The 26,078-nt window shown below is 64.2% G+C and carries 26 protein-coding genes; 16 read left to right on the forward strand and 10 right to left on the reverse strand.

Annotated features, from left to right (window positions below; translation table 11 throughout):
* Positions 1–423 precede the first annotated feature (423 nt).
* Positions 424–1,134 (reverse strand): glutathione S-transferase, encoded by a 711-nt coding sequence (locus DVB37_RS20265; protein ID WP_120156577.1) that lies wholly within the window; start codon positions 1,132–1,134, stop codon positions 424–426.
* Between the two features lie 26 nt (positions 1,135–1,160).
* Positions 1,161–2,243: a GlxA family transcriptional regulator gene (locus tag DVB37_RS20270; RefSeq protein WP_120156578.1), complete on the reverse strand. Its 1,083-nt coding sequence runs from the start codon at positions 2,241–2,243 to the stop codon at positions 1,161–1,163.
* Between the two features lie 145 nt (positions 2,244–2,388).
* On the opposite strand from DVB37_RS20270, the gene DVB37_RS20275 reads away from it, so the two are divergent.
* Genes DVB37_RS20275 through DVB37_RS20295 form a run of 5 tightly spaced genes read left to right on the forward strand, consistent with a single transcriptional unit; the run spans position 2,389 to position 7,223 of the window.
* Positions 2,389–3,441, forward strand: coding sequence for an ABC transporter substrate-binding protein (locus tag DVB37_RS20275; RefSeq protein ID WP_120156579.1), 1,053 nt, complete (start codon positions 2,389–2,391; stop codon positions 3,439–3,441).
* A 13-nt stretch (positions 3,442–3,454) separates the two neighbouring features.
* On the forward strand, positions 3,455–4,507 hold the full coding sequence (locus DVB37_RS20280) for an ABC transporter ATP-binding protein (protein ID WP_120156580.1): 1,053 nt from the start codon (positions 3,455–3,457) through the stop codon (positions 4,505–4,507).
* Positions 4,504–5,370, forward strand: coding sequence for an ABC transporter permease (locus DVB37_RS20285; protein WP_120156581.1), 867 nt, complete (start codon positions 4,504–4,506; stop codon positions 5,368–5,370). The genes DVB37_RS20280 and DVB37_RS20285 overlap by 4 nt, the downstream gene beginning before the upstream one ends.
* On the forward strand, positions 5,367–6,158 hold the full coding sequence (locus DVB37_RS20290) for an ABC transporter permease (RefSeq protein ID WP_046806185.1): 792 nt from the start codon (positions 5,367–5,369) through the stop codon (positions 6,156–6,158). The genes DVB37_RS20285 and DVB37_RS20290 overlap by 4 nt, the downstream gene beginning before the upstream one ends.
* A gap of 51 nt (positions 6,159–6,209) precedes the next feature.
* Positions 6,210–7,223 (forward strand): proline racemase family protein, encoded by a 1,014-nt coding sequence (locus DVB37_RS20295; protein WP_120156582.1) that lies wholly within the window; start codon positions 6,210–6,212, stop codon positions 7,221–7,223.
* 89 nt (positions 7,224–7,312) lie between these two features.
* On the opposite strand, the gene DVB37_RS20300 is transcribed toward DVB37_RS20295, so the two are convergent.
* The 4 genes from DVB37_RS20300 to DVB37_RS20315 form a co-directional block, all read right to left on the reverse strand.
* Positions 7,313–8,911 carry a GMC family oxidoreductase gene (locus DVB37_RS20300; protein ID WP_120156583.1) on the reverse strand — a complete coding sequence of 533 codons (1,599 nt, stop codon included), beginning with the start codon at positions 8,909–8,911 and terminating at the stop codon, positions 7,313–7,315.
* A 61-nt stretch (positions 8,912–8,972) separates the two neighbouring features.
* Complete coding sequence (locus tag DVB37_RS20305) at positions 8,973–9,776, reverse strand: shikimate dehydrogenase (RefSeq protein WP_120156584.1); 804 nt, start codon at positions 9,774–9,776, stop codon at positions 8,973–8,975.
* Between the two features lie 28 nt (positions 9,777–9,804).
* The gene (locus tag DVB37_RS20310; RefSeq protein WP_120156585.1) at positions 9,805–10,791 is read right to left on the reverse strand and encodes a transketolase family protein; all 987 of its coding nucleotides are present in this window, start codon (positions 10,789–10,791) and stop codon (positions 9,805–9,807) included.
* Positions 10,792–11,649: a transketolase gene (locus DVB37_RS20315; RefSeq protein WP_104144509.1), complete on the reverse strand. Its 858-nt coding sequence runs from the start codon at positions 11,647–11,649 to the stop codon at positions 10,792–10,794.
* 125 nt (positions 11,650–11,774) lie between these two features.
* Here DVB37_RS20315 and DVB37_RS20320 point away from each other — a divergent pair, with 125 nt between their 5' ends.
* Positions 11,775–12,479 carry a GntR family transcriptional regulator gene (locus tag DVB37_RS20320; RefSeq protein WP_046806190.1) on the forward strand — a complete coding sequence of 235 codons (705 nt, stop codon included), beginning with the start codon at positions 11,775–11,777 and terminating at the stop codon, positions 12,477–12,479.
* Positions 12,480–12,488: 9 nt separating this feature from the next.
* Positions 12,489–13,559: a glycerol dehydrogenase gene (locus tag DVB37_RS20325; protein WP_120156586.1), complete on the forward strand. Its 1,071-nt coding sequence runs from the start codon at positions 12,489–12,491 to the stop codon at positions 13,557–13,559.
* Positions 13,560–13,617: 58 nt separating this feature from the next.
* Here the strand turns inward: DVB37_RS20325 and DVB37_RS20330 are convergent, their stop codons facing one another.
* The 3 genes from DVB37_RS20330 to DVB37_RS20340 are packed head-to-tail and all read right to left on the reverse strand — an operon-like array spanning position 13,618 to position 16,284.
* Positions 13,618–14,553, reverse strand: a complete 936-nt coding sequence (locus DVB37_RS20330) for a 3-keto-5-aminohexanoate cleavage protein (protein ID WP_046806192.1) — start codon at positions 14,551–14,553, stop codon at positions 13,618–13,620.
* On the reverse strand, positions 14,546–15,502 hold the full coding sequence (locus DVB37_RS20335) for a 3-hydroxyacyl-CoA dehydrogenase (RefSeq protein ID WP_120156587.1): 957 nt from the start codon (positions 15,500–15,502) through the stop codon (positions 14,546–14,548). Before DVB37_RS20335 ends, DVB37_RS20330 begins: the two co-directional genes overlap by 8 nt.
* Entirely contained in the window at positions 15,502–16,284 is a 783-nt protein-coding gene (locus DVB37_RS20340; RefSeq protein WP_120156588.1) for an SDR family oxidoreductase, read from the reverse strand. The genes DVB37_RS20335 and DVB37_RS20340 overlap by 1 nt, the downstream gene beginning before the upstream one ends.
* 332 nt (positions 16,285–16,616) lie before the next feature.
* On the opposite strand from DVB37_RS20340, the gene DVB37_RS20345 reads away from it, so the two are divergent.
* The 6 genes from DVB37_RS20345 (at position 16,617) to DVB37_RS20370 (ending at position 23,081) form a co-directional block, all read left to right on the forward strand.
* On the forward strand, positions 16,617–17,816 hold the full coding sequence (locus DVB37_RS20345) for an ABC transporter substrate-binding protein (RefSeq protein WP_046806195.1): 1,200 nt from the start codon (positions 16,617–16,619) through the stop codon (positions 17,814–17,816).
* A gap of 121 nt (positions 17,817–17,937) precedes the next feature.
* Positions 17,938–18,804 (forward strand): branched-chain amino acid ABC transporter permease, encoded by an 867-nt coding sequence (locus DVB37_RS20350; protein WP_046806196.1) that lies wholly within the window; start codon positions 17,938–17,940, stop codon positions 18,802–18,804.
* A gap of 22 nt (positions 18,805–18,826) precedes the next feature.
* Positions 18,827–20,608, forward strand: a complete 1,782-nt coding sequence (locus DVB37_RS20355; RefSeq protein ID WP_046806197.1) for an ATP-binding cassette domain-containing protein — start codon at positions 18,827–18,829, stop codon at positions 20,606–20,608.
* Positions 20,601–21,305, forward strand: coding sequence for an ABC transporter ATP-binding protein (locus DVB37_RS20360; RefSeq protein WP_046806198.1), 705 nt, complete (start codon positions 20,601–20,603; stop codon positions 21,303–21,305). Before DVB37_RS20355 ends, DVB37_RS20360 begins: the two co-directional genes overlap by 8 nt.
* A gap of 16 nt (positions 21,306–21,321) precedes the next feature.
* Positions 21,322–22,317 (forward strand): NAD(P)H-quinone oxidoreductase, encoded by a 996-nt coding sequence (locus DVB37_RS20365; protein WP_104144513.1) that lies wholly within the window; start codon positions 21,322–21,324, stop codon positions 22,315–22,317.
* Positions 22,314–23,081, forward strand: a complete 768-nt coding sequence (locus DVB37_RS20370) for an SDR family NAD(P)-dependent oxidoreductase (RefSeq protein ID WP_104144514.1) — start codon at positions 22,314–22,316, stop codon at positions 23,079–23,081. The genes DVB37_RS20365 and DVB37_RS20370 overlap by 4 nt, the downstream gene beginning before the upstream one ends.
* A gap of 45 nt (positions 23,082–23,126) precedes the next feature.
* On the opposite strand, the gene DVB37_RS20375 is transcribed toward DVB37_RS20370, so the two are convergent.
* The gene (locus DVB37_RS20375; protein WP_120156589.1) at positions 23,127–23,789 is read right to left on the reverse strand and encodes a thiopurine S-methyltransferase; all 663 of its coding nucleotides are present in this window, start codon (positions 23,787–23,789) and stop codon (positions 23,127–23,129) included.
* Between the two features lie 234 nt (positions 23,790–24,023).
* Here DVB37_RS20375 and DVB37_RS20380 point away from each other — a divergent pair, with 234 nt between their 5' ends.
* The 3 genes from DVB37_RS20380 (at position 24,024) to DVB37_RS20390 (ending at position 25,882) form a co-directional block, all read left to right on the forward strand.
* On the forward strand, positions 24,024–24,569 hold the full coding sequence (locus tag DVB37_RS20380) for a sigma-70 family RNA polymerase sigma factor (RefSeq protein WP_120156590.1): 546 nt from the start codon (positions 24,024–24,026) through the stop codon (positions 24,567–24,569).
* Positions 24,566–25,246 (forward strand): anti-sigma factor domain-containing protein, encoded by a 681-nt coding sequence (locus DVB37_RS20385; RefSeq protein WP_104144516.1) that lies wholly within the window; start codon positions 24,566–24,568, stop codon positions 25,244–25,246. The genes DVB37_RS20380 and DVB37_RS20385 overlap by 4 nt, the downstream gene beginning before the upstream one ends.
* Positions 25,247–25,333: 87 nt before the next feature.
* The gene (locus DVB37_RS20390) at positions 25,334–25,882 is read left to right on the forward strand and encodes a fasciclin domain-containing protein (RefSeq protein WP_120156591.1); all 549 of its coding nucleotides are present in this window, start codon (positions 25,334–25,336) and stop codon (positions 25,880–25,882) included.
* The last annotated feature ends 196 nt before the right edge of the window (positions 25,883–26,078 follow it).

Consider the following 26,078-nt stretch of genomic DNA (forward strand, 5'->3'; position numbering starts at 1 on the left):
GCGATGCACGCCGCGCCGCATGCACTACCACGTATGGCCGTCGCGCCAACGGCGACGAAACCGACTAAGAAGATAAACCGTTCAGAATGTATCTAGTCGAAAATATTAATCCTATAAACGTACGTTTCTCCACCTTTTGGCTCGTTCAACGAAAAAAAATCGCGTTATTCGATAATCCTGATGGGTTTCTATGTTGGTATAAACCCGGTGCAAACTGAGTTACCACATGGGCACATTGTAGTTTCTGACAATTAACTAAAAAGGGCCGACTCCATATATGGAACCGGCCCTTTTATTAATATGAAAAACGTCATCGGGATTTATCCGTCCCTTATAAAATACTGTCCGGCTTGTCACTTAATATCGACCATGCGCGAGCCGTTAATGTCTCCCGCTTTTGCCTCTGGCGCGTCGTGCAAACGATCAGGCTGCGTCCAACTCGCGATACTGGCGGAATATGCATTCGCCAAAGGGCAACCGCCTGCCACTGGCAAAGTAGGGCTGCAATGCGGGCAGCGCCGCAACGCGCGCATGCAGCGCCATCACATTCGGATAATTCGACGCCACCGTCCCCATGCGCTTCGGAAAGGCGTAGAGCAAGCCATCGACCAGATGAAACAGCGATAGGTCCACGTAGGTCCAGCGGTCTTCGCCCGCCAACCATGCCTTCGGCCCGGCCAATACGCGCTCGAAATAGGACAGGAACTTCGGAATGCGCTCTTCCCGGAAAGGCCGGGCGCGCCGCGCGGCCTCTTCTTTTTGGTCTTCGTAGTAATCGTTGGCCGAAATGGGATGGTGGGTGTCGTGCGCCTCGGTCACCATATCGGCGATGGTCAGCTGCAACTGATTGACCCATAACCGCCCTTCCAGCGACTCGGGCGCCAGGCCGTGCTTTTCACCCAGGAACAGCAGGATATTTGCAGTCTGACCCAGCGTCATCTCGCCCGCCACCAGATAAGGCGGCGCAAATGGAGGATGCGGACGCGGCGTGCGCATATCTTCGATCAACGCATCGTCCGAGGCGCCCGGCTCGCGCGCCCGCTCGCGATAAGGGATGGCGCCCGCTTCCAGCGCCAGGCGCACGAATTCACCGCGTCCGGGAATGGTTTCCCAATACCAAAGGTCGTAGGTCATGCCGTCTCCTTGCGTCGGGGGCAGGCTCAGGCGGGCAAGGCGTTGACGCTGTCTTCCTGCCCCTGGGGTTGCAGGCCTTGGGCCTGTTGATACTGGCGCGGCGATACGCCAAAGTGCGCGCGGAAATCACGCGAGAAATGCGCGCCGTCTGCAAATCCGCAGTCCAACGCAATCTGCGTAATGCTGCAAGGATTATTCAGCAACAACCAGCTTCCATATTCCAGCCGCAGTTGCCGCTGGAACGCCATCGGGGATTTTCCTGTCGCCTGCCGGAACGCGCGCTCCAGTTGCCGTCGCCCCACACCGACATAGCGGGCAATGGCGTCCAGCGGCGGGGGATTGTCGATGCGCTGTTCGATAAAGTGCGCAGCCTGGCGCACGCGCAGGTCCTGGATGCCGGACAAGTCGGTGCGGAAATGCGCCTGCGGCACCCGGCCGGGGCGCACACCTTGCAGCATCATGTGCCGCATTGCCTGCTGGGCCTTGTCCCGCCCGCAATGCCGGGCCACCAGATACAGCGCCAGATCGATGGCGGCCGTAGAACCGGCGCAGGAAATCAGGTCGCCCTCGTCCACGAACAGGCGGTCCACGACCGCGCGCGTTTGCGGAAAGCGCGCACGGAAAGCATCCAGCACATTCCAATGCACGCAGACCGTGCGCGGCCCGACCACGTCGGCCTGCGCCAGGGCGAACGTTCCGGTGCAGATGCCCAGAAGGCGCACCCGCCTTGCCGCCGCCAGCCGCAGCCAGTCGCGTAGCGGTTCCGGCATGCGGCCATTGATGTAGTCGTTGCCGCCGCACACGGCGACGTAGTCGAATTCGGCGGGGTCGGCCGGCAAGCCGTCGGCAACATCGATCGTCAGCCCGGCGCTGGCGCGGCGCGGTTTGCCGTCCCAGCTCATGACACGCCACGAGGTATGGATCTGACGACTGCGGCCACCGTGGTCGCCCGCCAGGCGCAAAACATCCACCAGGCCGGCGAAAGCGGCCAGCGTGAACTGGTCCATCAACACGATGCCGACGTTCAATGCGGGTTTTTCCCGAGGCAGCGCGTCGTGGGCGTCGTCATAGGAGGGCGACTCGGCGGCGGGGTTGTCGGTGGCGGTCATGACGCAATTATTCAAGTTTTTGTCCCGCGCCTTCAAGCTCGTTTTCCCGCGCATCGCCCAAGATGCATCCATGGCAATGTCGGCAAGCGCCTCACTGGGCTCAGACTTCCGGAACATGCCAACAAATCGACAAGGGGAATCCACGATGGCAACACTTACCCGCAGCGCTTTGGCCGCCGCCCTGATGGGCGCCGGCCTCTTGATGGCCGGCCCCGCCGGTGCGCAGCAGCAGAAGATCACCGTCGCCTGGTACGGCGGCAACTGGGGCGATGCGTTTCGCGCTTGCGTGGCCGAGCCCTACACCAAGGCCACGGGCGTCACGGTGGTGCCTGAAGTGGGCACGTCGACAACCACCCTGGCCAAGCTGCAACAGCAAAAGAACGCGCCAACGATCGACGTGGCGTGGATGGACGGCGGCATCAGCGAACTGGCCGCGCAGGCCGGCGTGCTGGACACGCTGGACCCGGCCACCATTCCCAATCTGAAAAATGTGATCGACCAGGGCGTCTATCGCAATGGCGACGCGGCCTACGCGGTCAGCACCGGCTATTACTCACTGGGCATCACCTACAACACCAAGGAAGTGCGCGAGGCCCCAACCAGCTGGAAGGACTTGTGGAAGCCCGAGTACGCCGGCGCCGTGGCCGTGCCGTCCCCCGCCAACTCTTCCGGCGTGCCGTTCGTGTTCTTCCTGGCGCGCGTCTGGGCGATAGATCCGTCCAACCTGGCGCCGCTCTACACCAAGCTGGCCTCGCTGGACACCGCGCTGTTCTTTGACAGCTCGGGCGCCGCCAGCAACGCCTACCAAAGTGGCGAGGCCATTATCGGCGCGCACTTCAACGTGGGCGCCTGGGACTTGATCGACAAGGGCTTGCCCATCGGCTTTGCCGTACCCAAGGAAGGCGCGTGGGCCACCGACGCCCGCCTGCATCTGGTCAAGGGCGCGCCCAACGCGGCGGCCGCCAAGAAATTCATCGACACCGCGCTGACGCCCGACGCCGCCGCCTGCCTGGCCACGCGCCTGTACCTGGGCCCGGCCGTCAAGGGCGTGCAGGTACCGCCGGACGTGGCCCGCAAGCTGCCGTGGGGCGCCGAAGGTTCCGTCAAGAACCTGAGCTTGTTCGACTGGAACCTGATCAACAGCCGCCGCGCCGAAGTCACCGACGCGTGGAACCGCCAAGTCGCTCGCAAGCGCTAGGCCGGGGTCGACCATGTCTGCTTTGCTTTCCATCGAAGGCGTGTCGATGCGCTTTGGCGCCTACCAGGCGCTGGACCGTATCGACCTGGACATCCAGCAGGGGGAATTCGTGGCCCTGCTGGGGCCCAGCGGTTGCGGCAAGACCACATTGCTGCGATCGATTGCCGGCTTTCTGACGCCGGAATCGGGCCGCATCCTGATCGAGGGCCAGGACATCAGCCGCCTGGCCGCGCACCACCGCCCGCTGAATACGGTGTTCCAGAACTACGCGCTGTTTCCGCACATGACCGTGTTGGAGAACGTGGCGTACGGTCCCCGGCGCCAGGGTGCATCCAAGAAGGACGCGGCGGATCGCGCAAGCGCCGCGCTGGATATGGTGGGGCTGGCCGACTTCGGTGCGCGCTACCCGCGTGAAATGTCCGGCGGCCAACAGCAGCGCGTGGCGCTGGCGCGCGCCATTGTGAACCAGCCCAAGCTGCTGTTGCTGGACGAGCCCCTGTCGGCCCTTGACCTGAAGCTGCGCAAGCGCATGCAGCTGGAACTCAAGCATCTGCAAGCCAAGCTGGGCATCGCCTTCATCTTCGTCACGCATGACCAGGAAGAAGCAATGACGATGGCGGACCGCGTCGTCGTCATGCACGCCGGGCGCATTGAGCAGGTGGGCGCGGGCACGGATATCTATCGCCGGCCGGCCACACGATTCGTGGCGGAATTTATCGGCGACGCGAACTTCATGACGTATACCGCGGCGGACGACGACGCGCTGCGTCTGGATACGCAAGGCGTGCTGGTCCCGCTGGCGGGCCATGCCGCGCCCGCACGCGGCGTGGCGGTGCTGCGTCCGGAAGATCTGCGCCTGGCCGACGGGCAAGACGCGTGCAGGTTGACGGGCGTGGTGGCCGACGTAATCAATGTGGGCAGCCACAGCATGATCCACGTGGATGTGGGCGGGCAGACGGTCGTGGCGCGCCATAGCGGCATCGCGCCGTCGGGCTTGCTGCCGGGCGCGACCGTCAGCCTGTCGTTCGCGCCCGAACAACTGCACCTGATCGGTGAACAACCATGACGCGCCGCACCTGGCTATCGCCCGGCTTGCTGCTGGCGGCGCCCGCGCTGTTCTTCGCGGCATTCTTCCTGGCGCCGTTGGCCGTGGTTGCGGTGGCCAGCATCACCAGTGCTGCCGCCGGCCCCGACAGCGCGGGCGGCATGACCTTGACCGCGCAGCAGTACCTGCGCGTGCTGGCAGACCAGTACCACTGGGACGTCATCCTGACGACCTTCCGGCTGGCCTTTTTCACCACGATCGTTTGCGTGATCCTGGGCTATCCGCTGGCCTGGTACCTGGTGCGCGTCGTGCGATGGCAGGCGTGGCGGCGCTTCTGCGTGATCCTGCTGGTGGTGCCCTTGTTCACCAGCAACATCGTGCGCGCGTTCGGCTGGATGGTGCTGCTGGGCCGCAACGGGCTGGTGAACCAGGCGCTGGTAGGCGTGGGCGCGGCGGACCGGCCGGTGCGCTTCATCGGTACCGAGACCGGCATCCTGATCGGCATGGTGTACGTGCTGCTGCCCTTCGTGGTGCTGGCGGTGGGCAATGCGCTGGCGCGCGTCGACCCGGCTTGCGAGCACGCCTCGGCCGACTTGGGCGCCAGCCCCGCCGCCACTTTCCTGCACATCACGTGGCCGCTGACGCTGCCGGGTGTGGTGTCCGGCGCCATCATCGTCTTCACGCTGGCGGTCAGCGCGTATGTGACGCCGGCACTGCTGTCGGGTGGACGGATATCGGTCTTGTCCATGTTGATCTTCCAGCAATACAGCTCGGTCTTCGACTTTCATTACGGCGGCGCGCTCAGCATGGTGCTGCTGGTTTTCACCTTGATCCTGGTGGCGCTGGCCAACCGCGCCGCCACCTTGCCGGGAGCCGCGCGATGATCGCCCGCCACCTGATCCGCCTGATCGCGCTGGCTGTGCTTGCCTACCTGGCGCTGCCGCTGGTCGTCATCCTGGGCTCGTCGTTCACGACCACGCCGTACCTGGCGTTTCCGCCGCACGGCTGGACGCTGGACTGGTATCGCACGCTGCTGGTCGAAGCCGGCTACGTGGCGGCTTTCACGACCAGCACGGTGCTTGCGCTGGCGGCCACCGTGGTGGCGGTGTTGCTGACGGTGCCGGCCGCGCTGGCGTTGGCGCGCTATGACTTCCCGGGCAAGGCGGCGATGACATCGGTGCTGATGTCGCCGCTGGTGTTGCCGCACATTGTGCTGGGCGCGGCGCTGTTGCAGTACGGCGCTTACTTTGGGTTGACACGCAGTTTCCTGTCGCTGTTGATCGGGCACATCGTCATCATCGCGCCGTTCGTGTTGCGCTCGACGCTGACGTTGCTCACGCCCGAACAACGCGCGCTGGAAGAGGCGTCGGCCGACCTGGGCGCCAACCCGTGGACCACGTTCTTCCTGGTGGTGCTGCCGCAGATCCGGCCCGGCATCGTCACGGGTTCCATCTTCGCGTTCATCTCGTCGTGGATCAACGTGGAGCTATCCATCTTCAACACCACGGCGGACCTGAACACCATACCCGTCAAGCTATTCAATTATGTGCAGTACACGATCGATCCGACCATCGCAGCCGTATCGGGCGCCACGATTGTGGTTGCGGTGATCGCTATCGTCATCCTGGATTTGACCGTCGGATTGGACATGCTGTCCGAACGCGGCAAATAGTTTCCCCCATCCGCTTTTCCCCTTCATCCTACTTAGTCTGGAGCCACAGTCATGCGCAAGCAAGACGCGTTCGATGTCATCTATACCCATACCGAAGGCGAGCCCCTGTGCATCGTGCACAGCGGCATCCCCTACCCCGCCGGATGCACCATCCTGGAAAAGCGGGCCTTTCTGGAGCAGAACTACGACTGGTTGCGCCAGGCGCTGATGCGCGAGCCGCGCGGCCACAAGGACATGTTCGGCGTGTTCCTCACGCCGCCGTCCAGCCCGGAATTCGATGCCGGCCTGATCTATATCGACGGCACCGAGTATTCGCACATGTGCGGCCACGGCACCATTGCCGTCAGCATGGCGATGGTGGCCAACGGCCTGGTGGCGCGCGGCAAGGACGGCATCACCAAGATCCGCTTTGAAACCACGGCGGGCCTGGTCGTGTCGGAAGTCGCGTCCGAAGGCGACAACGTGCTGTGGACGCGCTTTGAAAACGTGCCCGCGTACGTGGCCGCGCAGGACATCCCGGTGGAACTGCCGGGCTACGGCAAGCTGTCGGCCGACATCGTGTGGGGCGGCAATTACTTCGGCATCGTCGACCTGTCGGGCTGCGACCTGCGCATCTCGCCGGACAACGGCACCGAGCTGTCGCGCATGGGCCTGATCGTGCGTGATCAGTTGAACGCGCGCCACCGCATCCAGCATCCGACCGAAGCGCACATCAACAACCTGAACTTCATCACCTTCTGGCACCAGCCCACAATCGAAGGCGCGTTCTACAAGAACGTGCACGTGTTCAGCGCCGGCCAGCTGGACCGCTCGCCCGGCGGCACCGGCACCAGCGCCATGATGGCCATGTTCGAAGCGCGCGGAAAGATGGGGCTGAACCAGCCGATCAAGTCCGAAGGCTTGCTGGGCAGCGGCACGTTTGAAGGCTGCTTGTTGGGCGAAGTGGACTTGAACGGCACGCGCGCCGTGCGTCCTACCGTCAAGGGCACGGCCAGCATCCTGGGCACCGCGCGTTGGGTCATTGATCGCAACGATCCGGTCGGCGCGGGCTTCCTGATCCGTTGATCGGGTCAATCACCGATCGTCCAGAAACCACAATGCGCACCGGGCTACCCGGCCCGGCGCGCATTGTCTCATCGTGCCGCGGTGCGCGATCACGCCGTGGCGGCGTCTTCCAGAATCAGCTCGGCGCCGCGCTCGGCCACCATCATCACGGCGGCCTGCGTGTTGCCCGACACCATCTTCGGCATCACCGATGCGTCCACCACGCGCAAGCCCGTCACCCCGTTCACGCGCAGGCGCACATCGGTGACGGCGGCGGCGTCCGACCCCATGCGGCAGGTGCCGATGGGGTGATAGATGGTCTGCCCATTGCGGCGCGCGAAGTCCAACCATTGTTCATCGCTTTGCACCGCGTCGCCGGGGCTGAGCTCGGCCTGGATATAGGGCTGCATCGCGGGTTGCCCGACAATGCGCCGTGCAACCTTCATGCCGCCCACCAAGCTGTCGCGGTCAATCTGCGCCGACAGGAAATTCGGGCGAATGGACGGGCCCGCCAGGGGGTCCGCCGACTTGATGTGTATGGTGCCGACCGATTCCGGGCGCAGCTGCGCCACACCGACCGTCATGCCCGGTTGGCGGTCCAGGATGCGTTCGGCGGCATTGGCGTAGCTGGCGTGCACAAAGAAAAACTGCACGTCAGCCGTGGGCATATCGGGCGCGCTTTTCACGAAGCCGTGCACCAGCCCCGTGCCCAGCGTCAGGATGCCGGTGTGGCGGGTGTAATAACGCGCCACCTGCTGCGCCAGGCGCCAGCCACGCGACATCTCGTTCAACGTCACCGTGCCCTTCACCCGCCAATTCATGCGGGTGGCGAAGTGGTCGATGTAGTTTTCACCCACTTGCGGCTGCGCATGCACCAGCGCAATGTTGAACGATTGCAGCAAGGCGGGGTTGCCGATGCCGGACAGTTCCAGCAACTGCGGCGACTGCACCGCGCCCAGGCACAGGATGGTTTCGCGGGCGGCGCGCACGGTGTGTTCCTGCCCGTTCTTGCGGTACGTGACACCCACGCAGCGCTTGCCTTCAAACACCAGTCGCGTCACGTGCGCGCCGCATTCGACGCGCAGGTTCTTGCGCCCGGCGGCCGGCCTCAGGTAGCCGTCCACCACGCTCCAGCGGCGGCCACGGTGCTGAAGCACCTGGTAGTGGCCCACGCCTTCTTGCTTGCCGCTGTTGTAGTCAGGGTTCAAGGGCTGGCCGTCTTCTTGCGCGGCGCGCAGGAACGCGTCGGACACGGGAAACCGTTCGGCCACTTCTTCCAAATGCATGGGGCCGTTCTTGCCGCGTGTCTCGCCACCGCGCTCGTAATGCTCGATCTTGCGAAACAGCCGCTCGGCCTGGGCGTAATTCCACCCGGTTGCGCCCGCGGCTTCCCAGCCGTCGTAATCCCGCGGCTGGCCGCGCACGTAGATCATGCCGTTGATCAAGGTGGAACCGCCCACGCCTTTGCCGCGCGGCACGGCGATGGTGCGGCCATAGACGTTGTCTTCGGGCTCGGTGGCAAAGCGCCAGTTGTAGTCCGGGTTCACCAGTAGCTTGGAAAAACCCGCCGGTATTGAAATCCACATGCTGCGGGCTTCCTGGCCCGCCTCCAGCATCAAGACGCGATGCTTGCCGTCGGCGCTGAGCCGGTTGGCCAGGATGCAGCCCGCCGTGCCGCCGCCCGCAATAATGAAATCGAAATCGCCCATCGTTCTACACCTTGTCCTGATGTCCGCCGCCTGCCTAACTTGGCAGGCTTAGTTGGCAGGCTTATTTGGGTGCCGTCACGCCCAGCATTTCGGCCATCAATGCAATCTGGCAGACCAGCATCGGCGCGCCGTAATGCACCTTGCAGCCCTTGGCTTGCGCGGCCAGCAGCAGCGCGGTGTCCTTGGGCTGCATGATGACTTCGCACACAAGCTGCTCGGGCGTCAGGCGCTCGGTATCAAGCGGCAGCGCGTCGCCTTCCTTCATGCCCAGCGACGTGCCGTTGACCACCACATCATGGCCCGAAGGGTCGGGCGTACCCACGGCGATGTTCGCGTCGGGATGCAGCGACAGGATGCGCGCCTTCAGGTCCTCGGCCTTGGCCGGGGTGCGGTTGGCGATGGTCAACCGCGACACGCCGGCCTGCACCAAGGCAAAGCCGATGGCATTGGCCGCGCCGCCCGCGCCCGCCAGGTAGGCGCTTTTGCCGCGCAGGTCCACGCCCGCGGTTTGCAGGCCGCGCACAAAGCCTTCGCCATCCAGCATGTGCGCGGTGAGCTTGCCGTCGGCATCGCGGCGCACCACGTTGGCGGCGCCGATCTTGCGCGCCACCGGCGTCACGTCATCCACCAGGTCCAGGATGGCGGTCTTGTGCGGCATCGTCACGATGACGCCGCCCAGGTTCTCCAGCCGGCGCAAACCTTCGACCACGGCGGCCAGATTATCGGGGCGGGTGTGAAACGGCACGCAGACGCCGTCGTAGCCCAGCTGCGCGAACAGTTCGTTCATGCGCTGCGGCGTTTTCACGTGATGGATGGGGTCGGCCAGGATGCCGAACAGGCGGGTGTTGCCGGTGATTTCCTTCATGGGTTCTCCAGATTCAAAAGCGGTAGATTCAGGATGCGATGACTTCGCGGGCGACGGCGCCGATACCGGCCGCGTCCAGCTGGTAATGCGCGTAGAGCGTCGTGGGCGGCGCGATCAGGCTGTATTCGTCGTAGATGCCGTGGCGGCGCAGGCGCGTGCCGGTGCCGGCGTCGGCCAACACTTCGGCAACGGCAGACCCCAGGCCGCCCAGCACATTGTGCTCTTCCACCGTCATCATGCGGCGGGCCTGGCCGGCGGCGGCCAGCACCGCATCGCGGTCCAGCGGCTTGATGGTCGGCATGTCGATCACGCCCACGGACAAGCCATCCGCACGCAATTGCTCGGCGGCGGCCAGTGCGGCGTGCAGCGTGATGCCGCAGGCAATGATGTTCAAGTCAGAGCCGGTGGAATGCATGATGGCGCGGCCGAATTCAAACGGCGTGCCGTCTTCATAAACCTGCGGATCCCGGCCGCGCCCGATGCGAAAGTAGATCGGCTCGGGCCAATTGACCGATGCCTTGATAGCGGCGGCCAGCTGCGGGCCGTCGGCGGGCGACACGACCGTCAGGCCGGCCAGGGCACGCATCGTCGAGATGTCTTCGGTGGCGTGGTGCGACGTGCCATAAAACCCCAGGCTGATGCCGGTGTGATGGCCGATCAGGCGCACGGGCAGCTTCGTGTACGCAACGTCCATGCGAATTTGTTCGCAGCACAGCAAGCCAAGGAAAGACGCAAAGGTGGCCACGAACGGCATCATGCCGGTGGTGGCCAGGCCGGCGGCGGCCGACACCATGTTCTGCTCTGAAATGCCGAACTGGATGTAGCGGTCGGGGTAGGCGGTGGCGAAGCGGTTCAGGCCGTTGGAGTATTGCAGGTCGGCCGAGCCGGCGACCACCGGGTGCCCGGCCTGGGCCAATTCAATCAGCGCATCGGATAGGTACGACAGCCCGGGGTTCACCGCGTTCAGCGCGCGGTACTGCCAGGAGTCGGGGGATAGGACTTGTGCCTGTGCCATTCAGATCTCGCGGGAAAGAATTTCGTCGACGGCGCTTTGCGCGTCTTGCGGCGCCAGGTAGCCCAGATGCCAGCCCGGCTCGGTTTCCATGTAGGACACGCCCTTGCCCTTGATCGTCTTGGCGATCACGCAGGCGGGCTTGTCGCGCGTGTCGTCCGCGCGCAGGCGGCGCAGCAGCGCGGTCAGGTCGCGCAGGTTATGGCCGTCAACCTCGTGCACGTCCCAGCCAAACGCCAGCCACTTTTCCCGCAGCGATTCCACGCCCATCACGTCGTCCACCTTGCCGTCCAGCTGGTAGCCGTTGCGGTCAATGATGGCGACCAGGCGCGACAGCCGGTGGTGGGCGGCGAACAGCGCGGCTTCCCAGACCTGGCCTTCCTGCATTTCGCCATCGCCCAGCATCACGAAGGTGTTGAAGTCGCGTTGGCTCATGCGGCCACCCATGGCCATGCCGACGCCGTTGGACAGCGCGTGCCCGATCGAACCGGAACTGAAATCGACGCCGGGGACTTTGCTCATGTCGGGGTGGTCGCCCAGCGGGCTGCCCAGGCGCGTATAGCCGTCCAGCAACGCGCGGTCGATGAAGCCGTGGTCGGCCAGCACCGGAAACAGCCCGACGGCGGCGTGGCCCTTGCCCATCAGGAAGCGGTCGCGATCGGGCCAATGCGGCTCGCCCGGACGCAGCCGCATCACGTCGTAGTACAGCGACGCAAAGATCTCGGCGCACGAAAAGACCGAGCTGTAATGCCCGACCTTGGCAATTTCAATCAACCTGATTGTCTCAAGCCGGATGTAGCGGGCCTTTTCCCGCAGCATCGCAACTTCCCCCTCGGTGGGGGCCTCCTGGTGCTGGCGCATGGCGCGTCCTTTCTACGTTAGGATATATGATATATAATATACCCATTGTGCTCGGATTGGCTATGGCGGGCTAGAATTCATCCCGGATTCACCCGTTCCCCCTAATACAGCAAGCCCGAAACGTCATGCCCAGCCTTAAACCGGTAAAGAAAGAGAACCTGTCCGTCAGGGTCTACAACGAAATCCGCAATGCCCTCATCAACGGGCAGTACGAACCCGGCGAACGCCTGATCATCGGCGAACTGGCTCAAGAGATGGGCGTGTCGATCACGCCCGTACGCGAAGCCATCTTCCGGCTCATCAGCGAACAGGGCTTGGAAATGCAGGCGGCCACGGCCGTCTACGTGCCTTATGTGAATTCGGAAAAATTGCGGGAAATCCAGCAGATCCGTTTCCACCTGGAAGGCATGGGCGCGGCCGAGGCCGCGCAGAACATCACGCGCAAGCAGCTGGACAACCTGATCGCCCTGCAAAAGGATTTCATCTCCTGCACGTCCACCGATCCGAAGCGCGCCAGCTACCTGAACCGCAAGTTCCACTTCGCCATCCTGGAAGCCAGCAACAAGCCCATCTTGCGCAGCACCGTCGAATCGTTCTGGGTCATTACCGGGCCGATCCTCAAGGTGTTTCACGTCAAGACCGCCGGGCTGGACTATTCCGAAAACGAACATCGCCACGAAGCCGTTCTGGAAGCGCTTGAAGCGCGCGATTCCGAAGCCGCGCGCAGCGCCATCCAGGCCGACCTGGTCTGGGGCGGCAAGATCATGATCGATTGGTTGGTCGAACGCGAAAAAGAGCTCGACTACCGCCCTCCCGTGCCACGCAAATAGGAAGACTTCATGCTGAAGATTTTTGGCGCGCCCAGCCGCTACATACAAGGCGCGGGCGCATTGGACACTCTGGGCCAGACCGCCACTTTGTTCGGACGCCGCGCGGCACTGGTCATCGACAGCTATGTACATGGCGTACTGGGTCCAAGAATCGAGAGCCTGTGCGCCGAGCACGACGTTGCGGTGACACCGCTGATCGTCGACGGCGACCTGACGCCCGAGCTGATCGACGCCCTGCGCGCGCAAGCCGCACAGGCAGGCATCGACATGGTGATCGCCGTGGGCGGGGGCAAGTCGCTGGATGCGGGCAAGGCGGTGGCCAAGTCTTCGCACTGCCATCTGATCACGGTGCCGACGGTGGCTTCCAACGATGCGCCCACCAGCAAGAACTACGTGCTCTACGACGCGCATCACAACCTCCTAGCCGTTGAGCACATGCTGTTCAACCCCACCATCGTGCTGGTCGACACCGCCATCATTGCCACCGCGCCCGTGCATTTTTTCCGCGCCGGTCTGGGCGACGCCGTGTCCAAGAAATTCGAAGCGGAACAATGCCAGCGCAACGGCGGCAAGAACATGTACGACGGCGCGCCGCTGCTGACGGCGCAACTGATTGCGGACGGCTGCCTGCGCACGCTGCTGGCCGACGGCGTGGACGCCGTGGCCGCGGCCGGCACCGGCCAGCCCACGCCTGCATTCGAGCGCGTGGTGGAAGCGATGATCCTCATGAGCGGTCTCGGTTTTGAAAGCGGCGGCTTGTCCATTGCCCACGCGTTGACGCGCGGCCTGCCCAAGATCGGCGGCGTGGCCACCGCGCTGCATGGCCTGCAAGTGGCGGTCGGCCTGCTGGTGCAGCTGGACCTTGAACAACGCAACGACGGCATGCTGGCGGACCTGACCCAGTGGTACGCGCAGGTCGGCCTGCCCACCACCCTGCGCGAGCTGGGCGCGGCCGACATGCCCAGCGATGCAGACCTGACGCTGGCGGCCGAGCTGAGCCTGAAGGCCCGCCACGCCGCCAACTTCGATCATCCGCTGGACGTCGCCAAGCTGGCGGACGCGCTGCGCCGCCACGCGTAGTCACGCCGCCCCCGCCCGCAGCGCGGCAGGCCAGCCCGCCGCGCTTGCCGATCAGAGATCAGAACGCCACGTTGTCCCGCCCTTTCAGCCCCAGCTTGGCGCGCGCTTCGTCGGGCGTGGCCACTTCCAGGTTCAGCGCTTCGACAATGGTGCGAATGCGCTCGACCTGTGAGCGGTTCGATTCGGCCAGCTGGCCCGGCCCGATCCACAACGAATCTTCCAGCCCGACCCGCACGTTCGATCCCATTGCCGCGCCGATGGTGGCCAGCGGCATCTGATTGCGGCCGGCACCTAGGATGGACCATTCATAGTCGTTGCCAAACAAGCGGTCGGCGGTGCGCTTCATGTGCATCAGGTCTTCCGGGTGCGGGCCAATGCCGCCCAGAATGCCGAACACCGACTGGATGAAAGGCGGCGATTTGACCAGCCCGCGGTCAACGAAATGCGCCAGGTTGTACAGGTGGCTGATGTCGTAGCACTCGAATTCAAAGCGCGTGCCGTTGGCGTTGCCCAGCGTCAGGATCGATTCAATGTCCTGGTACGTGTTGCGGAAGATCAGCGACCGGCTGTTCTCAAGATGCTCGCGTTCCCAATCGTGCTTCAGGTCCTTGAAGCGGTCCAGCATCGGGAACAGGCCGAAGTTCATCGACCCCATGTTCAGCGACGCCAGCTCCGGCTTGAACGTCGTGGCCGGGCGCATGCGTTCTTCGACGGTCATGTGCGGGCTGCCGCCGGTGGTGATGTTGATGATGGCGTCGGTCTCGTTCTTGATGCGTTCCAGGAACGGCTTGAACAGCGCCGGGTCTTGCGACGGCTTGCCCGTTTCGGGGTCGCGCGCATGCAGGTGCAGCACCGCTGCGCCGGCCTTGGCCGCGCCGATGGCGGCTTCGGCGATCTCATCCGCCGTGACCGGCAGGTGCGGCGACATGCTGGGCGTGTGGATGGCGCCCGTCACGGCGCAGGTGATGACGACTTTCTGTTTGGGCTTAGCCATTGTTGTCTCCGTCCTGTTGTTTGTGGCGCATCAAGCGCATCAGTTTTTCGTCGCGCCAGAAGCGGCGCTTGGCAAGGTCTGGTTCCGGCAGCAAGCGGCGGCGCTCGTCGGCCAGCGCTTGCACCAGCGGCGCGTCCCATGCCACGCATTCGGTTTGGTCCGCGCCTATGGACTGGTACAGCCCACCATAGCGCGCACAGTAATCCGCAATGCCGCCGGGCGCATTCAGGTCGATGGTTTCAAACGGCCCCATGAACGACCAGCGCAGTCCCAGGCCGTCCTTGACGGTGGTATCGATGTCCTTGGCGCTGGCGATGCCCGCTTTCGCCAGACGGAAGGCCTCGTGCAGCAAGGCGCCTTGCAGGCGGTTCAAGATGAAGCCTTCGATTTCCCGACGCAGCCGCACGGGCTTTTGGCCGATGGCGGTCATGATGCGGCTTGCCGCCTCCAGCGTATCCGGACTGGTCCACGGCGCTGGGCAAAGTTCCACAACCGGAATCAGATACGGCGGGTTGACGGGGTGCGCCACCAGGCAGCGATGGCGCCCTGGCAAGTGCTCGGTGAACTGGCTGGCCGGGATGCTGGACGTGGAACTGCCGATCACCGCGTCGGGCTCGGCGGCCGCATCCAGCTCGGTGAACAAGGCGCGCTTGATGTCGACCTTCTCGGGCGAGTTTTCCTGGATGTAGCACGCGCCCTTGACCGCATCGGCCAGGCTGTCGGCAACGTGCACGCGCTGGATGATGGCGTCGGCGTCGGTCAACAAGCCTTGCACTTGCAGCTCCTGCAACTGTTGCAGGATCAGCGTGCGGGCCTCGGCGAGCATGGCGGCATTCACGTCATGAAGACGCACCTGCCAGCCCATGCGCGCAAACACGATGGCCCAGCCCTGGCCGATCAGGCCGGTGCCGATGATGGCGGCAACGGGGGCCGCGGAATCGGCGTCCATCAGTAGAGCTTCTGCGTGAAGCCGTCCACCACGATGGCCTGGCCCGTCACGCTGCGGGCAGCCTCGCTGGCGTTGAACAACACCATGTTGGCGATGTCACGCGCAGTGACCATGCGGCCCAGCACCGCCTGGTTTTCGTACTGCGCGGCAATTTCCTCAACCGGCCGCCCCAGCGTGTCGGCCTTCGCGGCGATCACGGCGCGGATGCGCGGGCCTTCCACGGCGCCCGGCAGGATGGCGTTGACGCGGATGCCGTGCGGGCCAAGCTCAATCGCCAGGGACTTGGTGAACCCGATCACGGCCCACTTGGACGCCGAATACACCGAGCGTCCGGCAAAGCCCAGATGACCGGCAGCGGACGAAAGGTTGATCATCACGCCCGCCTTGGACTGCTTCAAATGGGGGATGGCCTGGCGCGCGCAAAGAAACTGGCCGGTGATGTTCACGGCCAGCGTGCGGTCCCAGTCGGCCTTGGACAAGGTTTCGACATAGCCCGTGGGGCCGGCAACGCCCGCGTTGTTGATCAGGATGTCCAGCCCGCCCAATTTTTTCTTGACGGCGGCAAAGAGCGCGCCCACGCTGTCTTCGTCGGACACGTCGGCCACCATGGCCTGCACGCCCGGCAGCTCGGACGGGATGGCGGCCACTCTGGTTTCGTTCACGTCGCAGACGAAAACCGTGGCGCCGGCGTGGTGGAAAACCTTGGCCATCTCCAAACCCAGACCATCCGCGCCCGCGGTGATCAGCACCTTTTTGCCAGCGAAATCGACTTCCTCGAACATGCTGTTGTCTCCTGGTTTTTATGGAAAAGCTCGCGTTCGATCATATACGATATATGACGAAGCGCGGAAATTTCCAGACTTTCCGTGGTACCCCGCGCCAGGGGCCCGGCCCCTTTCGCCAGGCGGAATATTGCGGTTAATTTCCGGCGCCATCGGCCGCTAAGGCTTTATTCATGCGGCTTTAGGGAATTCCCCGATTCGGCTTGCTGCGGCCCCCACTAGAATCCAAGGCGGGGTTTTTGTACCTGACCGGCGCATATATCATATATTTAAAAAAAGACGGACAGCACTCAAGACAGTCCGCATCCCATACCGACAAAGGAGCGTAGACAGTGTTCAAGTTCAATAAAATTATTTTGGCGCTGGGCGTGTGTGGCGCACTGGCAAGCGGCACCGCAGCGGCCGATATGAAAGTGGGCGCCCTCTTCCCGTTCAGCGGTGCGCTCGCGCTCCTGGGTCAAGAGAGCTATCGCGGTCTGGAGCTGGCCGTCAACGAGATCAACGCCGCCGGCGGCGTCAACGGAGAGAAGATCGAAATCATCAAGGCGGACGCCGTGGACCCGACGCAGGCCGTATCGGAAACCAAGCGCCTGATTTCGGCCAACGTGGTGGGCGTGTTCGGCAGCTACGCATCGGGCATCTCTTACGCGGCCTCGCCCGTGACGGAACTGGCCGGCGTGCCGTACTTTGAACTGGGCGCCACCGCCCACAAGATCACCACGCGCGGCTACAAGTACCTGTTCCGCAGCAACCCGAATACGGCGCTGTACGGCGTGTCGGTGGTCAACGCGCTGCATGACACCATTGCCCCGGGCATGGGGCTGAACCCCAAGGACATCAAGATCGGCATCATCCACGAAGACGGGCCTTATGGCACCGACGTGGCGGCCACCGAGAAAAAGCGCGCGCAGGAACTGGGCTACACCGTGGCCGAAGTGCTGCCGTATTCCGCCAAGACCGTTGACCTGTCGTCGTTGATCCTGCGCCTGAAGGGCGCCAAGGTCGACGTCGTGCTGCAAACGGCCTACCAGAACGACGCCATCCTGTACTTCAGCCAGGCACGCGCCGCGGGCTTCAAGCCCAAGGTCGTGATCGGCGCGGGCGGCGGCTATTCGCTGGCCGATACGGCCAAGGCCGTGGGAGCCGACATGAACGGCGTGTTCGACCTGGACTTTCCCCAGTCGTCCATCAACCCGGCCGGCGCGCCGGGCCTGGACAAGTTCCTGCAAGCCTACAAAGCCACCTACAAGAGCGACCCGCAGTCGGGCCACAGCCTGACGAACTACGTGGGCGCCAAGGCTTTCTTTGAAGCCATCGGCAACGCCAAGTCCACCGACAAGGACAAGATCCGCGCCGCCGTCATGGCCTACAAAAAGCCGGCCGGCCAAACGGCCAACGGCTGGGCGTTCGACTTCGGCGAAGACGGCCAGAACAACGCCTCCACGTTCTACGTCATGCAGTGGCAAGACGGCAAGCTCGTCACCATTGCGCCCAGCAACCTCGCACTTGGCAAGCCCGTCTTCAAGAAGTAAGCGCGACGCCAGTGATCAGGCGCTCGGGGGCGCCTGATGTTTCCCGGGACACGCGCGCCCCGGCGCGGCCGCCAATGCAGCAGCCGCGCCGGGGCCGCATCCCGCTCTAAGAGGTTGCACCATGGATATCTTCATTCAACTGGTCATCAACGGCCTGTTGCTGGGCGGCGCATACACCATCATCAGCCTGGGGCTGACACTGATTTTCGGCGTCGTGCGTGTCGTGAACTTCGCGCACGGCGAGTTCCTGATGATCGGCATGTATCTGGTTTATCTGATTGCCGCGCAATTCGGCGTCCACCCGTATGTGGGGCTGGTTCCCGTTGCGGTGATCCTGTTCGCGCTGGGTGCGCTGACGCAAAAAGGCATCATCCAGCCGCTGCTCAATGCCGACCAGCACATTCAGATTTTCGCCACGGTGGGCGTGTCCACCATCTTGCTGAACCTGGCGCTGGTGATCTTCGGCGCCAACGTGTATCGCGCGCCGGTGGAGCTGGGCACGAACGCCATCGACGTGGGCAACTTCTCGATGGTGACCGGGCAGTTGATCACCTTCGTGATCGGCATCAGCCTGGCCGTGCTGCTGCACCTGTTCATGCATCGCACCTACCTGGGCCGCGCGCTGCGCGCCGTGGCCCAGCATCGCTATGCCGCCACACTGATGGGCGTCAACGTGAACAACGTCTACGCCATCGCCTTCGGCCTGGGCACCGCGTTCGTCGGCATCGCGGCCGGCCTGCTGGCGCCGCAGTATCCGGTGTTTCCGACGGTGGGCACGTACTTCGTGCTGACCGCCTTCGTGATCGTGGTGCTGGGCGGACTGGGCAGCCTGTATGGCGCCGTGGCCGGCTCCATGATCATCGGCATCGTCGATACGCTGGCCGGTTATTACATCGCCCCCGACCTGAAAGAGGTCGTGTATTTCGGGATCTTCCTCTTGATCCTTGTCCTGCGACCGAACGGCCTGTTCGGCGTCGGCACAGAGTGATCAGAGCCACAAGGAGCGAGACGTGTTTCCCGACTTTCGAAGCCCCAAAGCCTACGTCAGCCTGATTTTGCTGATCGTGATGTTCCTCGTGCCCGCCGTCATGGGCACGCCTTTCTGGACCAACCTTTTTGTCTTGCTGTTCGTCTTTGCCTCGCTGTCCGTGGCGTGGAATATCGTCGGCGGCTACGCCGGCCAGTTGTCGCTGGGCCATGCCGTGTTCTACGGCATCGGCGGCTACACCGCCACGCTGCTGACGCAGAACTTCGGCATTTCGCCGTGGATCGGCATGCTGGCGGGCGCGGCCATCTCGGCCGCCGTCGCCATCCTGATCAGCTATCCCACGTTGCGGCTGCGCGGGCCCTTCTTCGCGCTGGCCACCATCGCCATCCTGGAGGTGGTGCGGCTGCTGGTCATCCACGAGGAAAGCTGGACGGGCGGTTCCAGCGGCATCAGTCTGCCGCTCAATATCGGCTGGGCGTGGATCGTGTTCCGCGAAAAGATGAACTACGTGATCATCGCGTTCGGCCTGTTCCTGTTCGTGACGTGGGTGTCGTGGGCGATACGCAAGTCGCGCATCGGCCACTACCTGATCGCGATCCGCGAACGCGAGGACGCCGCGCTGGCCGTGGGCATCCATACCGTGCGGGTCAAGATCATCGCGGCCGTCGTCTCGGCCATGCTGACCAGCATCATCGGCACCTTCCACATCACCTACCTGACCTTCGTGGATCCCAGTTCCGCGTTCTCGCTGGAGCTGTCGATCCAGGTGGCCATGTTTGCGCTGATCGGCGGCCTGGGCACGGTGGCCGGGCCGATTGCCGGCACGTTCCTGGTGCTGCCCATCGCCGAGCTGGCGCGCGGCTGGCTGTCCAGCGTGGGCAACGGCATGCACGGGCTGATCTACGGCCTGATCCTGGTGGCCGTGGTGCTGACGATTCCGCGTGGGCTGGCGGGCGCCTTCGGCCCCGCCATTGAACGCGGGCTGGCGCGCTTGCCGTATCTGGGCACGCCGCGCAAGAAGCCGAAGCTGGCCGACGAACTGCGGCTGCGCGCCGCGACCCGATCCGACCAGCCTGTCTTGAAGGCGGACAAGCTGTTCAAGAGTTTCGGCGGGCTGCGCGCCACCAACGACGTATCGCTAACGCTGAACCAGAACGAAATCCTGGGCATGATCGGGCCGAACGGCGCGGGCAAGACCACGGTGTTCAATTTGCTGTCGGGCTTTTTGTCGCCGGACAAGGGCGATATTTCGATGCTGGACGCCGACGGCAACTGGGTCACCTGCAAGACGCCGGACGAGTTCGCGCACAAGGGCCTGGGCCGCACGTTCCAGATCGCCAAGCCGTTCACCGGCCTGACGGTGCTTGAGAACATCATGCTGGGTGCGTTCATCCGCACGTCCAACCGTGACGAAGCGGAGCAGATCGCCCTGAAAGTGGCGGAACAGACGGACCTGCTCAAGTACCTGAACACCGAGGCGCGCAGTCTGACGGTGGGCGGCATGAAGCGGCTGGAAATCGCCCGCGCGCTGGCGATCAAGCCGCGCATCCTGCTGCTGGATGAGGTGATGGCGGGGTTGAACCCGACCGACATCGAGAAGTCGATCCAGATGATCCGGCGCATCCGCGATTCGGGCGTGTCGGTGCTGCTGATCGAACACATGATGCAAGCCACGATGGCGCTGTCCGACCGCATCATCGTCCTGAACGAAGGCGCCGTGCTGGTCAGCGGCGCACCGAAGGACGTGGTCGAGAACCCCGCCGTCATCGAGGCGTATTTGGGCAAGGAGTACCAGGATGCTTAAGGTGTCGAATCTGTCGTCGGGCTATGGCAAGAGCCAGGTGCTCAACGGCCTGAACTTCGAAGTGAATGCCGGCGAAATCGTGACGCTTATCGGCGCGAACGGCGCGGGCAAGACCACCACGCTCAAGACGCTGTGCGGCGTCATTCCGGCCATGCAGGGCAAGGTTGAATTCGAAGGGCAGGACCTGACCAACCGCAACCCGTACGACATCGTGGATGCGGGCATCACGATGATTCCCGAAGGCCGCCAGCTGTTTCCGCACTTCACGGTCAAAGACAATCTGCTGATGGGTTCGTACAAGCGCGCGGCGCGCCCCATCGTGGCCCGCAAGCTGGACGAAGTGCTGCGCATTTTCCCGCGCGTCAAAGAACGCCTGTCGCAGTATGCCGGGTCGCTGTCGGGCGGTGAACAGCAAATGGTGGCGATTGCGCGCGGCATGATGGCGGACCCCAAGCTGCTGGTGTTCGACGAGCCTTCGCTGGGCTTGTCGCCGCTGCTGGTGCAGCAGATGTTCGACATCATCCGCAACGTGACGTCGCATGGCGTGACGGTGCTGCTGGTCGAGCAAAACGTGTTCCGCACGCTGCGGCTTGCCGATCGGGGCTACGTGCTGGAAAACGGCGCCATCGTGCGCACCGGCACCGGCGCCGAGCTGCTTAGCGACCCCCATGTCAAAAAGGCCTATCTGGGCCACTGAACTCCAGGATTCCCTTATGTCCCTACGCTGCACATTCATCGACCATGGCAAGGGCGGCGCGCCCGATTGCATGCAGGTCGCCCAACGCGACATGGAAGAGCCCACCGGCCGCCAGGTGCTGATTGAAGTGGCCTACGCCGGGGTCAACCGCCCCGACGTGCTGCAACGCTCGGGCTCGTATCCGCCGCCACCGGGCGCATCCCCCTACCTGGGGCTGGAAGTGTCCGGCACCATCATCGGTATCGGCCCCGATGTCACCGCGTGGAAGGTGGGCGACGCCGTCTGCGCGCTGACGCCCGGCGGCGGCTATGCCCAGTATTGCCTGGCCGACGAGCGCCACTGCCTGCCCGTGCCGCGCGGGCTGGACATGCTGACCGCCGCCGCCATTCCCGAAAACTACTTCACCGTGTGGACCAACGTGTTTGACCGCGCCCGCCTGTCCGCCGGCGAGAAGTTCCTGGTGCATGGCGGCTCCAGCGGCATCGGGCTGACGGCCATTCAGCTGGCCCGCGCGTTCGGCGCGCAGGTCTGGACCACCGTGGGCAACCGGGCCAAGGCGGACGCCTGCGTGAAAGCCGGCGCGCATCACGCGCTGCTGTACCGCGACACCGACTTCGAAACCGCCGTGCGCGACGCCACCCAGGGCACGGGCGTGGACGTCATCCTGGACATGGTGGGCGGGTCGTACATCAACAAGAACATCAGGCTGCTGGCGGTGAACGGCCGACTGGTGCAGATCGCCTTCCTGGAAGGCAGCAAGGCCGAGATCGACGCCCTGCCCATCATGACCAAGCGCCTGCAATTCACCGGGTCGACGCTGCGCCCGCGTTCCGACGAGGACAAGGGCGCCATTGCCCGTTCCCTGGCGGAAAAGGTGGTGCCGTTGATGGAACAAGGGCAATGCCTGCCGCTGATCCATGAGGTCTTCCCGCTGGCCGACGCCCACCGCGCGCATGCCTTGATGGAAAGCAGCCGGCACATCGGCAAGATCATGCTGAAGGTGCAGGCATGAGCGGACGCTTTGATGGCCAGGTCGCCATCGTGACAGGCGCGGTGGGCGGCATCGGTTCGGCCATCGTCGAAGGTTTTGTGGCCGAAGGCGGCCGCGTCGGGCTGATCGATTTCAATGCCCAGGCTGGACAGGCCTATGAAAAGGTCCTGCAAAAACGCGGCCACGACGTCGCCTTCGTGCCCGCCGACGTCGCGCACTTCGACCAGTGCCAGGCGGCCTACGATCGCATCACCGCCGAACTGGGCGCGGCAACCATCCTGGTGAACAATGTCGGCATTTCGCCCAAAACGGACGGGCGCGCATTGAAGGTCTGGGAAATGCCGCCCGGCGAATGGGACAAGGTGGTGTCCGTCAACCTGAACAGCGTGTTCTACATGACGCGCCTGGCCACCCCGCACATGGTCCAGCAGCGCCAGGGTCGCGTGATCAACATGTCGTCGGTGGCGGGCAAGGCGTATTGCGACATCGTGGCGGCGCACTACGCGGCCACCAAGGCGGGGCTGCTTGGGCTGACCCGGCATTGGGCTGCCGAGCTGGGTGAATTCAACGTGACGGTGAACGGGCTGGCGCCGGGGCGCATCAGCACGCCGCTGCTGAAAAGCGTGCCGCAGGAAATCAACGACGCCGTGGCGCGGGTGACGGCGCTGCGGCGTCTGGGCACCCCCGAGGAAGTGGCCGACGCCTGCCTGTTTTTTGCGTCCGACCAAGCGCGGTTCGTGACCGGCCAAGTGCTGGATGTGGCGGGCGGCTGGCTGATGACCTGAGCCTGTAAGCCTGTAGGCACGCCGCGCCGCCGCCCGCACTGCGGATCAGGCGCCTTGCACGCCCAGTCGGTACACCACCGTGTCAAGCCGGCTGACGCCCGCCCCTTGGAACTTGGGTTCTTTGTCGAGGATGTCGCGGCGGTCGATGATGACCGCCGGCGCCACGCCCGCGAAGAGGGCTTGCACTTCACTGTCGAGCACCGCGAACGGCGGCCCCGCCATTTCTTCTTGCGGATAGTCCAGCGTAATCAGCAAGCCCCGGGCAATGGGCGATAGCTGCCCGTATACGTGGCGCACGTAGTCGCCGCGCATGTCCTCGGGCAAGGCGACCAGCGCCGCGCGGTCGTAAGCGCCCACGCAGTGCGACAGCAGCTGGGAATCCAGCTTGAAGATGTCGCCGCGGATGATTTCAATGTTGCCCGCCACGTAGTGCGTGCCGTAGACGGATTCATGCGTGACCGGGCGCAACTCGTTTTCGCTGAAGAACTGTTCCACCGCCAGCTGCGACAGTTCCACGCCCAGCACGGTGTGCCCCTGCGCCGCCAGCCAGACCATGTCCAGCGACTTGCCGCATAGCGGCACCAAAACCCGACCCCCCTTCGGTACGGCCAACGTGGGCCAATACTTCTGCAAGAGCGGCGTAATCCGGGTTTGATGAAAGTGCGTGCGCCCTTCGCGCCAGCGTTCCAACCAGAATTCTGCGTCCATGTCCTGTCTGCTCCTCCTGTGTTTCGATTGCAAGCTATACGCTTTTTGCCGGGCCGGCCGGGGCCCGGGACGGCGGCGCGCCCGGCGTACCGGGCCACCTGCGGCGCGCGCGCTGACGCGCGATCCGGTGCCGGGCATTGTAGTGCCGGGATAAATAAGTGACGCCAACACAGTGACGCCGGCGTCACAGGCCGGTATGCTCTGCACCAGCATGCCCTTACCCCTTAGGAACCGATGCCCGACGCTCAACACCTTCAGACCCTGCTTGGCCAGTGCGCGGAAAAACGCGAACCCGCCCTGGCGGAGGTCTATCGCCTTGCGTCCCCGCATCTGTTTGCGCTGGCCAGACGTATGTTGAGAGACCAGGCCGCCGCGGAAGACGTGCTGCAAGAGTGTTTCGTATCGATCTGGCGCCAGGCCGGGCAGTATCAGGCCACGCAAAGCCAGCCGATGACGTGGATGACTCGCATCGTTCGCAATCGCTGCATCGACCGCCTTCGTCGGCCCGATGTGGTGGTGCCGGACCCGGACGACACGTTGACCCTGGCCATGGCCGATGACAGTCCGGGTCCGCTGGCGCGTCTGCAAAGCAACCAGGAAGGCCGTCGGCTGGCTGATTGCATGGGCGAACTGGAAGGGCCGCAACGCGTTGCCATCGCCATGGCGTTTTTTGACGACCTGGCGCATCCCGACATCGCGGCGCGCCTGGACACGCCGCTGGGAACGATAAAGAGCTGGATACGCCGGGGCTTGCAACGGCTGAAAAGGTGCTTGGAATGAACTACCGCCACCCCGAATTGCAGGACCGCCTGGCCGCCGATTACGTGCTGGGCGGTTTGCGCGCGGGTGCGCGGCAACGCTTCATCACACTGATGCGCGACGACGCCGGCCTGCGCCGCGCCGTGGCCGAATGGGAAGACCGCCTGCTGCCCTTGGCATTGGCCTTGCCGCCCGAAACCCCGCCCGCGCATGTCTGGAAAGCCATTGCCGCGCGCATCGCGCCGGCCCCCGCCGCCGCCCGCACGTCGGCGCCCCCGCGTGCCCTGTCCTGGTGGCGCGCCGTGTCCGCGGGCCTGGCAACCGCCGTGGTGGTACTGGCCTTCCTGATGCTCAAGCCGCCCACCGAGCCTGTCCAGGTCCGCACCGTTGCCGTGTTGTCGAACGACAAGGTGCCCGGCGCCATGGTCGTGAACACCCTGCCGGACAACCGTCTGGCCGTGCAGCCCATGCAGGACTTGGTCGCGCTGGCGGATGGCCGCGCGCTGGAGCTGTGGGCCATTTCGCCGGGGCAGGCGCCCCGCTCGCTGGGCGTGGTGCTACCCGGCCAGACCACGGTGCTGGCTCCCAGCCAGCTGCCGCAACAGGGTGACACCGTTGCCATTACGCTGGAACCGGACGGCGGCGCGCCCAATGGCATCCCGACCGGCCCGGTCGTGCTTAGCGGCAAGGTCATCTGATCAGGGTTTGTCCCAGGAAGAATTCGCGCATCCAATCGAAGGCCAGCCCCGTATCTCCTCATGACGGCCACACAAAAGGAGATCGTCATGAAATTGCTAGCCCAGATTGCCATCGCTACCTCTGCCCTGACCATGTCGCCCACTTTCGCGGCTGACATCATGGTGGGCGGCCAGGCGATGATGCCCACCAAGAACATCGTCGCCAACGCGGTCAATTCCGCGGACCACACGACGCTGGTGGCTGCGGTGAAGGCGGCGGGTTTGGTCGATACGTTGCAGGGCAAGGGCCCGTTCACGGTGTTCGCGCCCACCAACGCCGCCTTCGGCAAGCTGCCCGCCGGTACGGTCGACACGCTGGTCAAGCCTGAAAACAAGGCCACGCTGACCAAAATCCTGACTTACCACGTGGTGCCCGGCAAGCTGGACTTCGACGCGCTGGCGGCCAAGATCAAGAAGGGCGGCGGCAAGACGGAACTGACAACGGCCAGCGGCGGCAAGCTCTGGGTGATGATGAACGGCAAGCACAACCTGACCCTGAAGGACGAAAAGGGCGGTATGTCGACCATCAGCACGTACGACGTCTATCAGTCCAACGGCGTGATCCATGTCGTGGACACGGTACTGATGCCCAACTGATTGGGAGCCGGCCCTGCGGGGCCGTGGTTCCAGGCCCGGCCCAAGCGCCGGGCTTTTTTGCGTTCGGCTTTTTCGTGGCGCGTTTTGCAGCGCGATGTGGGCGCGATGTGGGCGTGCTGTTTGTTTGCTGTGGGCTTACTGTTGCTTGCTGTTGGCGCGATGCTGACTTTTTCAGCCTCTCTTTTTTTACCGCGCG

The organism is Achromobacter sp. B7 (assembly GCF_003600685.1).
GTDB lineage: Bacteria > Pseudomonadota > Gammaproteobacteria > Burkholderiales > Burkholderiaceae_B > Achromobacter > Achromobacter spanius_B.